Source organism: Fibrobacter sp. UWB7, assembly GCF_900142945.1.
In the GTDB taxonomy this organism is placed as follows: Bacteria; Fibrobacterota; Fibrobacteria; order Fibrobacterales; family Fibrobacteraceae; genus Fibrobacter.
This window is the reverse complement of record NZ_FRCO01000003.1, coordinates 191,905-206,361: the sequence shown is the minus strand read 5'-3', so window position 1 is coordinate 206,361 and position 14,457 is coordinate 191,905. Positions and strand designations below refer to the sequence as shown.

Annotated in this window: 9 protein-coding genes; 1 reads left to right on the top strand and 8 read right to left on the bottom strand. The window is 35.1% G+C overall.

The window, feature by feature from the left end:
- Positions 1-15 precede the first annotated feature (15 nt).
- Genes BUC30_RS10700 through BUC30_RS10680 form a run of 6 tightly spaced genes read right to left on the bottom strand, consistent with a single transcriptional unit; the run spans position 16 to position 8,548 of the window.
- Positions 16-1,629: a restriction endonuclease subunit S domain-containing protein gene (locus BUC30_RS10700; protein ID WP_073424847.1), complete on the bottom strand. Its 1,614-nt coding sequence runs from the start codon at positions 1,627-1,629 to the stop codon at positions 16-18.
- A 40-nt stretch (positions 1,630-1,669) separates the two neighbouring features.
- On the bottom strand, positions 1,670-3,208 hold the full coding sequence (locus tag BUC30_RS10695) for a restriction endonuclease subunit S domain-containing protein (protein ID WP_073424846.1): 1,539 nt from the start codon (positions 3,206-3,208) through the stop codon (positions 1,670-1,672).
- A gap of 22 nt (positions 3,209-3,230) precedes the next feature.
- Positions 3,231-4,853 (bottom strand): BspA family leucine-rich repeat surface protein, encoded by a 1,623-nt coding sequence (locus BUC30_RS10690; protein WP_073424845.1) that lies wholly within the window; start codon positions 4,851-4,853, stop codon positions 3,231-3,233.
- Between the two features lie 41 nt (positions 4,854-4,894).
- Entirely contained in the window at positions 4,895-5,062 is a 168-nt protein-coding gene (locus BUC30_RS16115) for a hypothetical protein (RefSeq protein ID WP_170861534.1), read from the bottom strand.
- Between the two features lie 13 nt (positions 5,063-5,075).
- Positions 5,076-6,557 carry a restriction endonuclease subunit S domain-containing protein gene (locus BUC30_RS10685; protein ID WP_073424844.1) on the bottom strand — a complete coding sequence of 494 codons (1,482 nt, stop codon included), beginning with the start codon at positions 6,555-6,557 and terminating at the stop codon, positions 5,076-5,078.
- Positions 6,558-6,568: 11 nt separating this feature from the next.
- The gene (locus BUC30_RS10680; RefSeq protein ID WP_073424843.1) at positions 6,569-8,548 is read right to left on the bottom strand and encodes a hypothetical protein; all 1,980 of its coding nucleotides are present in this window, start codon (positions 8,546-8,548) and stop codon (positions 6,569-6,571) included.
- A gap of 81 nt (positions 8,549-8,629) precedes the next feature.
- Between BUC30_RS10680 and BUC30_RS10675 the strand changes: the two genes are divergently transcribed.
- Complete coding sequence (locus BUC30_RS10675) at positions 8,630-10,828, top strand: AAA family ATPase (RefSeq protein ID WP_073424842.1); 2,199 nt, start codon at positions 8,630-8,632, stop codon at positions 10,826-10,828.
- Here the strand turns inward: BUC30_RS10675 and BUC30_RS10670 are convergent.
- Positions 10,825-12,453: a hypothetical protein gene (locus BUC30_RS10670; protein WP_073424841.1), complete on the bottom strand. Its 1,629-nt coding sequence runs from the start codon at positions 12,451-12,453 to the stop codon at positions 10,825-10,827. The two genes, BUC30_RS10675 and BUC30_RS10670, sit on opposite strands and share 4 nt — an antisense overlap.
- Positions 12,454-12,464: 11 nt before the next feature.
- Complete coding sequence (locus BUC30_RS10665; protein WP_073424840.1) at positions 12,465-14,411, bottom strand: hypothetical protein; 1,947 nt, start codon at positions 14,409-14,411, stop codon at positions 12,465-12,467.
- Positions 14,412-14,457: the final 46 nt, after the last annotated feature.

Here is a 14,457-nt window from a genome sequence, read left to right as displayed (position 1 = left end):
CCTTCATCAAAAAAACTATTCTTCTATTATAGAGCGGCAGGAAAAATCACCATATCTTGATTTAATCACAGCCATAAGATTTTCCCTTGCAGAAATACAATCTTCCTGTGTTATCTTTTTATTGTATTTTAGATAAGCCCCTACATGAATATAATTTCGCATTTCACGAATAGCATCAGCCCTTTCCTTCGCGTCCCATGTTTTTAAAATACTCGCAATATGGCAAATTGCATCGTTTAAAGACAATTTCCACTCATACATTTTCCCATCAACATTTGACCTCCGATAAGGTTCGCTAAAATAATCTTTACGATCTAATTCGCCCGCCCAATCAATAAGAATAGACTCCAAAACGGAGCCAATCAACGCTATTGCAGAAAGATACGATTCATTACGAATATCCACATCAATTTCTTTCATATTTTCATGCGCATACTTGCTAAGGCTCTGTGCATGCGGACTTTTAAAATAAACAAATAACGTATTTTCACCAACGGCATCCGATGCACCATCATATCCCTGTATAAGCGTATAATAGTTCTGCCCTTTACGTAATAAATCGGGGCGATATATAGCGTTGAACCAATCTCGATACCATTGTGACAATTCCTTATTCAAAAGCATCGGCCCATCAGTATTTGGAATAGGGACCGGAATTGACCATATAACACCCCAATCTTTGCCATTGTAAACATCAGACAGAATTGGAGCAGACAAAATCTTAGCAATATCGCTTTTCAAGTACCAAAACAAATACTCTGCTGTTATCAAAGTTGAATTCAATCGCAAAACAGCATTATCCCCTGGAGATACCACTATATTGGTATCTTCATTAAACAAATAAACATCGCCAAAGTATTTATCTGCATGTACAAGAATATCACCTTTCTTTAGAGGAAGATATCCATGTCTAATAGGCAATTCATTCACCTTTAATGAATGATGTTGCAGTTTTTCAAACGATCCTTCAATCTGTCTAGATACCTTTGATTTTTCATAAATCTTTTTAGGATCAAAAATTTCAACCAATTCGCCCAATGGAATAATTTTTTCTTTACGTTTCTTTAAATCTTTTAAGCATGACAAATACTCTTTCGAATAATATTTTACATTAAATTCTTCCTTTCGGTAATTCGCATACAGGATTTCATTAGTTAAAGATTTTAAATTTTCAGAAACTTCTGACGAATTGATAAATTTTTCCAAATCCGTGTAATAAGTTTTGTAATCTAATTCCTTCTGAATTTCTCCATTTTCTTTATTTCTTGGAATTGCACAAATTTTTATACGTTTGGGTTTTATCCTTGAGAAGGTTACCAAAGAGCATTCCCTAAAATATTCATCCAATCCATAAGAATGAATACTTGAATATAGATCATATGAATATGGTTTTATTTCACCTAATTCAAAAATTCCCGTCACAAAGAATTTCTTTAAAAAAGGATAAGCACATCCATAATTGAAATTTTTTTTAATCCTTTTTATTTCATTTGGGTTTAAAACAATTGCAAATTCACTTTCTTCTTTTGCAATAGCATCATTAATCATTTCATCGGAGATTGAATCTTCACATAAAACCCATTCACAATTCAATCTTTTTTTTATCAATTCTTCAATATCTATTTTCATTGTTTTTCCCACAAGCAATTAGAAGTACATTTTTATAAGATTATCCCATATCAAAATCGCAGTATCTTGACCTTATAACAGAATTCAAATTCTTTTGCACAGTCTCACATTCCCGTTTCGTAATTTTCTTATTTTGCTCCAAGAAAACTCTTGCATGAACGCGGTTGCGCAATTCTCGAATGGCAATCGCTTTTTCTTTCTCATTCCATTTTTTCATAATTTTTGCAATTTTAACAATTGCATCATTTAACGACAGATAACGAGGCTGATTCCGGCCATTTTCATTTACAATTCGGAAAGGTTCTTTAAAATAATTTTTTCCTTCCATTTCGCTGAGCCAGTCTGTAAGAACCGCTTCTAATATTGAGCCCGTTACCACAATTGCAGTATTATACGCTTGGCCGGACACACAGACATTCATTTCTCTCAGATTTTCATTAATATAATTAAGGAGCTCTTGCTTATGTGCATTTTTTAATCCTTCCAAATATTCGTCCAACACAGCATCTTCACGCACTACCTTTTTATTCGGCCTTTGAACATTGGCGAAATACTCCGCTTTCTTTACTAAATAGGGTCGATATTTTTCATTAAACAAGTCTATATATTTTTGGGAGAGCACCTTGTTCTCCTCCAAAGGTATTTCTGTATTGGGCAACAGAACCGGGATTTCACCTAACAAGTCCCTATTTACATTACAGTGTCCATACATTACAGGTAATGATAATGTTTTATATATTTCACTTTGCATATACAAACTAAGATATTCCGGAGTTACTAAACCTGTTTTTAGTCGCAAAACTACCGATAAACTGGGTGGTATCAATTTTTCTTTTGGATCATCAGCAATTAAGTATGTTTTTGTCATATAAGAATAGTTACAGACAATGATGTCACCTTTCTTTAAGAAAATACCGTGCGCATACCTTAAAGGTAAGCTTTCTTCATTGAGCGGATAAGAAAAGAACGATGGCAAAACCGCCTTAGCCTCTTTATAAGAGTTTATTTCAGAAAATAACAGATCCACCAAATTCTTAAGCAATACTATTTTTTGCCGTTTTATAGACTTAATCATCGCTAAATATTTTTTTGAATATAAAGAGACATTAAAGTCATCTTTTCGAATTTCATTATACGCAATTTCGTTAACTAGCAAATTTAGCTTTTCACTACATTTCGATTCATTTATGAACATTTCTAATTTTTTATAATATTCACTCAAATCATCTTTCAAAGCATATACGCTATTACCATTTATATTTTTTTTAGGGACTGAACATATTTTAACTTTTTTCGGCTTTTTTCTTGAAAAGGTAAATAATACGAACATCATAGAATGATAAAACTTACTATGATCTAAGCAGCCCAACTCATAAATTCCGGTCACATAATATTTTTTCAAATCAGGATATTTACCATTTTTTTGAAAATCTTCCATAAGCCCATTAGGCTGTATTATTGCAAATTCATCTTTACCTTCTTCAATATGTTTTTCCAACAATTCATCAAAAGCCTTTATACCACCATTCATTGCGAAGTTCAAGCGTTCTGCGATAAGTTCCTTAATATCAAGTTTCATAAAGGCCTCATTTTTCTAATATTCAAGCATCTCTTTCTTCGGCATCTGACGTAAGCATCTCTTTTATCTTGGCACGCACCGCATTTTCTTTCTGATTATTTTCTGAACAAATACTCTTCATAAGCAATTCAGTCGCCTTCTCAATTTCCAAAGCATTCGTCAAGAAAGCCCTTTCCCTGCAAAAATCGTCCACACATCTTTGTATATAGGGATAAATCATATCAAATGTAATATTCATTGTCTTATCAGATTCAGACTTTTGCGTCTGAACATTTTTTTGAATAGCTTTTACCGCATTATCTATTGTTGCAGTGTATTTATCACACATTTTAATCAACTTCACTATCATTTCTGCATCATGGAATAACCATTTAGGCGGATTGCTTTCTAAAGGACTTTTATCAAAGGTAGACACAAAACTTCTTAAATTCCGTGGTTTCCAGTCCTCGATGTTCCCGTGAAAGCTGGATTGACGGAACATATACGACATATTAACCACTTTAGACACATCCCATTGGCTAATATCTCCGTTGAATATAGAATGGCTAAACATTCCAGACATGTCTGTCACATTCGACACATTCCAATTGTCAATATTTCCATTAAAACGAGATACACTAAACATGAATGACATGTTTGTAACATTAGAAACATTCCAACGGCTGATGTCTCCGTTAAAATCAGACATGCGGAACATCTTTGACATATCCGTCACATTGCCTACATTCCATTTGCTAATATCTCCATTGAATGTAGATCTTTTGCTATCACGGGAAAGAATTGTGTTGCAACCAAACATGTCTCTCATACTGGTCACATTAGATACGTTCCACAGGCTAATATCACCATTAAAATCAGACTCACAAAACATAGCAGACATGTCAGTTACATTAGAAACATCCCATCGACTTATATCTCCATTGAATACTGAATTACGGAACATTTCAGACATGTCTGTCACTTTTGAGACATTCCAATAAGCTATATCCCCCATAAATTTCGTTCCACAAAACATGCCGGACATATTAGTTACGTTAGAAACATTCCATTGACTTATGTTCCCATTGAACGGAGATTCATAAAATATTGCAGACATGTCAATCACATTTGAAACATCCCATTGACTTATATCTCCATTGAAGTTTGATGCACAAAAAATTCTTGACATGTTCTTTACATTAGATACGTTCCATTGGCTCAAATTTCCATTAAACGGAGAATTATCAAACATCAATGACATATCGGTCACATTAGAGACATTCCATTTACTAATGTCCCCACAAAAATGCGAGTCAGAAAACATCCTATATGTATTGATTACGTGGGATGTATTCCATTTGCTAACATCACCATTAAATAACGAATTTGCGAACATTCTTGACATGTCCGTTACATTAGACACATCCCAAAGACTAATATCACCATTAAACTTCGACATTTCAAACATTTGACTCATATTTATTACATTAGAGACGTCCCATTGACTGATATCTCCTGAGAAATCTGAGCCAAAAAACAACAAGCTCATGTTGGTTACATTTGAAACATCAATAAAATTTAGATTGCAATTTGGTCCTTTTTCTTTTATGCAGTCATGGACTATATTCCAAATATTTTCATCTGTTGCAAAGACTCTTTCTTCCATGATTTCCTCTTCAATCAAATACAAAATATTTTAATAAAAATTTAAGATAGATTCACTGCTTCATTCATGAGAGATGCTAATGAAGTATGACCGTATCCAGATCTTGATCGAATAATTTTTTCTAATTTATCAAAAGCTTTTTCACATTCTTGCTTTGTTATTCTTTTATTTTGTCCCACAAAAACTCTAGCATGGATATTGTTTCTCATTTCACGAATTTCGTCAGCTTCGTTCCTTGCGGTCCATTTTTTTTCGTTTTTTTGCTATATAACATATCGCATCATTTAATGTTAAAAATTTCGGATCATCCTTTTTTTTTCGATACGCTTCATGAATAAAATCTTTTCCAGCAATTGTGCTAGCCCAATCTGTAAGAAAAGCCTCTAAAATAGAGCCAATTAGTATAATTGATGCGAAATACGCACCATTAGGAAATGTTATGTCGTATTCTTTTTTATTCGCACAGATACAATTAAGGATATTGTTTCTTATTCGTTGTTTATCCCTATCCCTAAATTCGTCTCCGAGAGCGTCGTTTTTCACAATGTTTTTGGATAATTTCTGAGAGTCTTTGTAATCATCCGGAGCATCCTTCAACAAATATGGCCTATATTCCTTGTCGAAACGGTATTTGTAATATTGAGCAAGTTTCTCATTTAAGGCAAGCGGCGTTTCTGTGTCTGGCAAATAGACGGGGACTTCATTCAATTCGCTCCAATTGGGATGAACTCCAGGATTAAGCGATAGCATTGGAGCGGAAAGAGCAATGATATTCTTAAAAATTCCACTATTTAAATAAAGAAACAAATATTCCGCAGTTACCAGAACCGATTTCAACCGCAACACAGCATAACAGCTCGCTGGAGATACAACCACTTGACTATTTTCTTCAAATAAATAGAAATACCCCAAACGTGTATCGGCAGAAACAAGGATGTCACCCTTTTTTAACGGAAAATAACCATATTCAAAAGATAGTTTTTTGACATCTAAAGGGTAAGATAATGTAGAAAGAGAGATTATTTGTCTAGTTTTTTTTGACATATCACGTTTGTTTTCTATGTCAATAATTTCTACAACATCTTTTAGTAAAACTGTTTTTTGCTTTTTCAGCGAATTCAGCGTTCCTAAATATTTCCTTGAATAAAATCTTACGTCAAATTCATTTCTGCGAAAATCTTTATATGGAATTGTATTGAATAAACCCTTTAAAGAATCGGGAACTTTAGCGGTTTTTACGAACATTTCTAAATCTTTGTAATATAACATAAGACGATCGATGTCGTCTACAAGTTCTCCCGAACATCCATTCTCTAGTTGTTTTCTTGGCAGAACGCAAATTTTGATTTTTTTAGTTTTTTCTTTCGAAAAAGTAATCAAAGAATATTCTGTAAAACTATAATCGGTCCAAAGTTTCGCAAGACTTTTGTCCATCGTTTCTGAGAAAGAAAGAAAGGAACAATCGTATCCATGCGCCCACAGAAAGGATGGACCTAATTCAAAAATACCTGTTACATAAAAGTTTGCTAAATCTGGATAACTACATTTGAAAGCTCTCATTAAATTTGGACTCAAAATAAGCGCAAATTCATTTTTCTCTTTCGCCAAAGCCAAATTTAACATTTCATCATTAATTGATTCTTTATCAACAACGCATTTTGAATTCACTCTTTCTTTTACAACTTCGTTAAAGTCAACCTTCATACACCATTCCCCTACGCATAATTAAAGGGCAACATCATCGCTGTTTCCCAGATGTCAAAGTTACCATCATGCAAGTCAAAAGTCTTTTTATCAGCCATATAGGCAACAAAATACTTCGATTCAAGGCTATTTTCTAACAGATATCTATATTGCGATTCCCTCTTACCTTCTTTTTCGAAACCCGCCAATTTATATCTCATTTTCAAAACCGGCAAAGCAAGAGTTTTTATTGTATAACTATCACCTGATTTCAAACTTTCATAAGACTTTTTCAAAGCCAATTCAGCACGAGAATCCTTCTTAAGATACAAGCAGACTCCCGCCCATTTTTGTACAAGGCCATAGGGATAATTTCCTTTAAATTTAATTCTCTTTGGATCAGGATATTTAGGCAACGTTTTATTCAATCGCAAGCCTAGTGCATACAACCTTAAATAATTCAATACCACCCACATATTCGAAGAACTATCAAAAGATTCACCAAACTGTTCAACGTTCATCCCTGCCTGTTTTTCAAACCACTCGCAAGCTTTATCCCAATTTTCTTGTCTATGATACACTACAAATATATAGCTAGCAATCTGACTTTTCCACCGTTCCGATGAACATTCATAATCCTTAAAAAAATACTCAAGCGCTTTATCATATTCACCTCTAAACGCAGCCGCCTGTCCCAATGTTCCAAGAATTGCCGCATAATTATCATCAACAAACTTTTCGCCAACACCAATTCTTTCATTCAATAATCTGGCAACACTCTTTTGCGTTTCCAAAAGCGGTTCCAAAAAATCAGCATTAAAATTATATCCGTTAAAGAACGACTGGGCTTTAAACAATTGCAATTCTAAATAGCTATTCCATCTATCGCAAGGCAATCCAAATTCATTTGACGTAATTATAGCCCGTTCCATACGGTCAAATTCATCCAATTTCACAACACCGCTATGTGCATACAACGCTCCCAAAACATTGAAATACTTCGGCTGCAATTTAGGGGGAAGTCCGTGAGACTCAATTTCATCCGCCAAAACACCGTTCAAATACAAAACACGTTTTACAACATTCCCATCGGAACCACGACGTGCAAGCATTTTCGTGCAAGCGTCTATAAAGAGCGTCCAAACAGAGTTCTTTAAGTCATCATCTGCTTTCTTGTTTACGGCATCAAAAATGCGATTCGCAACATTCAATAGTGATTCTTGTTGTTTTACAAAATAACCTTCAAGGAACACATTAGCAGCCCCAAAAACATCTCCTGTTTGTAAAAGAGTCGGGAGCTGATCATTTGGCAAAAAACTTAGGCAAAGAACCCCTTCCAACACTCCTGAAGGAAGTTCATCTTTAAACGAAGAATTCGCCATGTTCACCGCTTGATCAGCCAACGTCGCCAAGGCACTCACCGATGCAGCATGACAATTCACGGAAACTTTTATTGGGCTAATTGTTTTCAGCCATTCCTTAATTTCCCGTTCTAGAAAATCATGGTATTTTCTGTGCAAATCCAAATATTCTTGCTTATTTGTTTTTTTTGCATTTTGTACGGTAGCAGGAGTATAAAATCCAACAAATTCCAAAGATCGAGTCGCTATAGTAATATTAACGCAATCATCTTGAGCAAAAATTCCAGAATTCAATATATGGAGCAACAACGACTGCACCCCCATCAGCCACCATTGTTGTGCATTAGAAACAACATACGGACGGCTTTCGGTCATATAGATTTTTTTTACCAAATTCGGATAGTCCTTCCAGATTTCATGTAGAAGGAGATTCCTTATATTTTCTTTTTGCTTATATCCGTGAAACGCTTCATATATATCTTCTTTTTCTAAAAAATCCTGACCCAGGGCATTTCTATAAACAGTTTTCAAAGCCGAATAAACATCTTCAGTAGATGATTGCGTAACCACAGCACACACGAACGAATCATTTTCAAGTTCAGCCGGGTTAAAATTTCCATGCTCATCAATTCCGATATACCACTGAGCCATAAGAGTTTCCTTGGTGAATGTTTTTATTTCATTACTTATTAGCAAATAATAATATATATCTTTATCCCAAAAGAGGTTAAAATGAAGATATCTATTGAAAACTGCAACAACATCAACAAGGGCGAAATTGAAATCATTCCTAACACTTTAAACATTAAATACGCTAGTAACGGAACCGGCAAATCCACCATCGCAAAAGCAATTAGCACATTCACAACGCAAGACGAAAAAAAGAAAAAAGAATGGCTTGACGAACTTATCCCCTACAAATATGCAGATTTGTCCAAAAAAGAAAAAGAAAAGAACAAACCAATAGTATCAGGTTTAGAAGATATTCATCATGTTGAAATATTCAACGACGAATACGTGAATCAATTCCTATTCGTAAAAGACAAGACTTCAAAAAAAGAGGTTTTGATTAATGATTCTTTCTCTATTTTCGTCAAAACTCCGGAATATGACGAAAATATGAAAAAAATTTCAAGTCAATTACAAAAAATCACACAAAATATTCAAAACAACAAAAAACTAGAATCAATAATAAATTTATTTGAAAAATTTAGAGACAAAGGTGGAAAGGGAAAAGAAATTGGAGAAAAAGCAAAGTTATACAAGGCTTTCAATACAGGGAACATGCTCGCCAACATCGCCCCACAATTTAAGGAATATGAAAATTTCTTACAAGACCGAAATGACTACAAGAACGTAAAATGGGTTAAATGGGCTTCAGACGGGAAATCTTTTTTTTCAGATGACCATTCCTGTCCACTTTGTCGTTCAAAAGACAAACCGCAAAATCTTAAAATCGTAGAAGACATATCCTCAAATTTTCCACAAGACACATTAGAAGAATTGACCGAAATTTTGAACATCTTTGAAGAAATCAAAGATTATCTTGATGAAAATTCACAGATTTATTTAAAACGACTTGCAACAGAAGCCAATGCGTTAAGCAAAGAAATCCTTACCAAATTATCAAGCATCAGAAACGACGTTATAGAAGGGTTAGAATCATTAACAAAAGTTAAATCACTAACGCCATCATCTATAGATGATATAGACAATCTCATAAGCGATGTCAAATCCAAAAGAATCAATTTTGCAGGAACAGCCTTAAACGGCAACTTGATGAATGAACTCGTTGAAGAAATAAATTCTCAATTGGACGAAGTTTACAACAATGCAATATCGATAAAAGAAAATATTGACCAACAAAAGCAATTAATTCAAAACACGGTAGAAACAAACAAAAATAACATTAACGCCTTTTTAAGAAATGCCGGCTATAATTATCAAGTAGAAATTGAACAAAGCAATGGGAATGCAAACATTTACCTTAAATCATTGAGCAATACAACCGTTAAAACCGCACGTGACCATTTAAGTTATGGCGAACGCAATGCTTTTGCAATGGTTTTGTTTATGTATTCCGCAATCAGGAACAACCCCGACCTCATCATCCTTGATGACCCAATCTCTTCTTTCGATGGGAACAAGAAATTCGCTCTACTCAACATGATGTTTTTGTCAAGTCAAAAGAACGACCCTGGTGCAGGACTTCAATTACAACACGCACCATTAGAAAACAAAACCGTTCTTTTGCTCACTCACGATTTCACAACCGTATTGGATATCATCCACACACTACATCGACCTTTCAGCAAAGCAAAAGCTCATTTCCTTGCAAACAGGAAAGGAATTCTTGAAGAAAAGAGAATCACAAAAGAAGATTTTACATCTGGTCTTACAATCATTGACAATAGAATCGAAGATTCCAAAGATTCTAGCATAATTCAAGCAATTTATCTGCGTCGTAGATTTGATTTTATCGGAGACAAAAGCGAAGCGTACAATATGCTATCAAGCCTTTTGCACAAAAGAGAAAAACCAACTATTCGACTAAAAGACAAAGAAAAAATCGGAAATCGAGCCCCGATTCAAGAAAATCTATACGAAATGAATTCAAACGAAATCAACAATGCCGAAAAATCTATTCAAGATTTCATACAAAATTTCAACTACCAAACTGAATTGTCTTTTATAAGCAACGATGAAAATTTACGTAATGCATACCCCAAAGCATGCAACTACGAGAAAGTTCTCATTTTCCGCATTTTCATGCAAGGGAAAGCGTTGAATTCCAGCAACGTTTTGGAAAAATACATTAATGAAATTTTCCATATCGAAAACGACTCTATCTATCAACTTGATCCAATCAAATTCGACACAGTTCCCCAATACATCATTGACGAATGCGATAGGATTATGTCGGGCTCCTAGAACCTAAAATTTCCTCGTGATTGGAGAATTTCGTCCAACCATCGGCAAACATTTGAACAATCCCGAGGACCAATATCAATTTTTTGACGCATGTAAACTGCGGGATGAATGCTATTCCGCAGCTTCATTATTTTTTCGGCCAAATTCTTCTCTTTCCATGTTAGATTCAATTTTTTTGAATTATATGATACTAAATAATTGATAGCCTCATTTAGACGCATTTGCGTTCCGTCGCTATTATACTTCTCCTTAAAAAGATCTTTTCCTTCTATAGCACTCACCCAGTCTATAAGGAACGTTTCCAAAATCGACCCCGCCAAAACAACTGAAGCCTTGTACGCTTTATTGTCTTTTGTAATATTCAGTTCCTTTTTATTTTCTTTGATATAATAAGAAACATCATCATTCTGAAGTTTTTGAACTTTTTCCCGATACTCATCACGTAAAATATCATACCATTCCTCTCGAGAGCCCGCTCCCCGTACTAAAGCATACCTGTCTATTTCGCCCTTTTCACTCTCGGTTCCATACAAAGCGTCAAATAGTTTCTTATAAACTTCAATCTGTTTTCCATCATCACACATAGGAATATCTGACTTTGGCAAAAGGACAGGAATATTTGCAATCGTTTGATACATATCCAAACGTTCGCCCCAATTTCTGAATAATGCTAGAGTCATTTGCACCATATCACTTCTAAAATAAAGATATAGATACTCCAACGTCACAAGATTCGACTTCAATCGCATACCAAGAACATGTTCACCTAAATACAGCTTTTCTTTCAAAGGTCCCTTAACAACAAAGAAGTATCTTTTTGTTATATGAGACTTCATTAACGCTGTATTGAGCAAAAAATCACCTTCGCGAATTTCAACTAGATTTGTCGAGTAAAAAGAATATTTTGACAAAGATACATTTTGGGCATCAAAATCATCTTTACAATTACCAGCATGAACCAATCGAACAGGCTCGCCAGGGTTTTGTGAATTTACTTCATTCTTTGCGCCTACATAAAATTCAACCAAATCCTTCAAACGCACCACATTCTGCTTTTTAAAAGACTCCCTTATGCTTACATACTCCCGCGTGTAGTACAGTGGCAGCATAAAGTTTAGATTCATTTCCGAATAAGAGACTTCATTCACACAGTTTGCAATCAGAGCATCCTTTTTAGAAAAATTAATCCATTTTTCTATTGCTTGATACATTTCCTTTTGATTGCACTTACCATCTATAGCAGGATAGCACAAGCTTTGTTCTTTCGCATTTAACACATCTAATTTTTCAGAACTGAACACCTTAATCGTTTTAGGGCGATTTAAGCTCAGTGTATACAAGACATAAGATACAACGTAATTCTTTCCTTTCAGCTTAGGAGCCCCAAGTAATACATCCAGCGAGTATTTTTCACAAACTCCCAGATCATATATCCCCGTTATGTAATAATCCTGAACTTTTTTCTTGTCTTTCCGTAGTTTTTGAAATGGATATGTACTATCTATATTTAGGATTATAGCGATCTCCGCAGGTTCTTTTTCTAGAGCTTGATCGAGTTCTTCAAGCCTTTTTTCCTTGCCAATATGTCTGGCATGTTCAATCATTTCCTTCAAATCAACTTTCATAATCATCCCCCTTACGAATAATTGAACGGCAACAGCGTGGCGGCTTCCCAAAGCGAAAGGTCGCCCGTTTTAGCTTTAGTGAATTCAGAATGTTCGCTGATATACTTTTTAAAGGAATATACTTGTTCCGAGCATTCCTTTAAAAGTGTTTCATACTCGCTCCGCCTTTTTTCAAGCTCTGCAGCATCATTTTCTTCCTTGGCAACAACAATGAGCATAGCAATAACCGACAGAGCCAAGGTGCGTATAGTAAAACCTTGTGACGAAACTAGTTTTTTGCGCGAAGTCTCCAAACTTGTTTTCGCCTTGTCAAGTCCCTTTTTACATTCAATAAAAGCCTTCCATTTCAAAAGCAACGGCCATGGATAGTCTCCGTCCTTATGCCAAGATTGAACATTTTCCAGTAGGCTCTCACCATCCCATTTTCCACCTAATTCCAAGGCTAGAGCTTCCACTCTTAATTTATCAAGAACTAACCATTGATCATTTTTATTATACTTGTGTCCATCTTCTATGTTCAGCCATTTTTGGGCATTCGTGAAATCTTTTTTCCTATGATAATTGACGACCAAGAAACTTGCGACCATCGCTTTATAATAATCATTAGTTGCACAATCAAAATCCTTCTCGAAATATGCAATAGATTCATCGATGTGATTTTGGAACGCAGTCTGTAGCCCCAATATTCCGTAAATCTGAGAACCAATATCATCAGCACGATTGTCTAAAAAATCAAGTGATGGATACGACATATTAATTCTTTTTTGTTTTTCAACAAGACTCGCGATATCTGGAAAGACAAAGTCATAGGCATTAAATTTTACCCCGGCTTCAGCGGCTAACAAGTCAACATAAAAATGCCATTTTTCATACTTTGAAATAAATAAGTCCGTTTTTTCATTCAGTAACTCTTTGATTTCCACAAAGGTATTATCTTCTGCCCGACCAGCATCACCTACGAAATTACAATAGGCCTTAAAGAATCGAATCAACAATGACGAATCGGGAATGTTTTTCTTGTTATTCAACAAAATCGGCATTATCTTAGCAATGTGATTTACCGCATTGCCATCAGCACCTCTATTAAGCAAAGTTGTCTCGACAGACCTCATAATCAAGGCCCATACCTTTACATCCGCATTCTGCAAGATGTTCTCTAATTTTTCAACATTCTCGTAATTTCCACTAAAAACATTGGACAAAAGAATTTCCGCAGCACCAAGCCAGTTTTCATTCTCTATGCAGATGTCAACATCCCGACCATTACCCAGAGACAGATTTTTGGGTTTTACTATTTCAAAATCATTGAACATAGCGAGCCTGACCATTGTCGCCACCTGATCTGCCAAAGCAGGCGGTGCTTTATACTCAGCAGAGCAAATATCTACACTGATTTTATAACGGCGGTATGTCCTTTTCAATTCTTTTTCAATATTCGACTTAAGCAATTCATTGTATTTTTTCCAACCGCCATCTGAACGGCCTCCACCAAGCAATCCCAGACACTTGGCATCACGATTGGCAATGCTAAATTTTACCTCGTCATTCACATTAAACAAGCATGGATTTGTCTTGTTTTTTTTCGAAAACAATTCATCTATCGTCCCCATAATAGAAGACATCCACCATTGCTGCGGATTTACCGTAACAGAAGGCATTCCACGACATACAACTACTCGGGGAAAAAGCTTATCTTTCTTTTCTAGCAGCGTATTCAGAATTTTCTTACGATTCTCGCCTTGTCCCTGCTTACATCCATGGAAAAGCTTTATAATTTTGTGTTCAGGAGTTGCATCCGTAACTCGGCACAATTTTAATCCGCGACAAATATCCTTGAATACTTTCATAATGTCGCCATGACTCATTTGAGTCACGACCGCACAAACAAAGGATTTATCATCTGAATTTAAATGATCAAAACTTCCAGATTCATCAATACCAATATACCAAGTCGCCATGTTGCCACCTTTTTTATTGGTATATAAAAAAATATGGGTGCAGGGT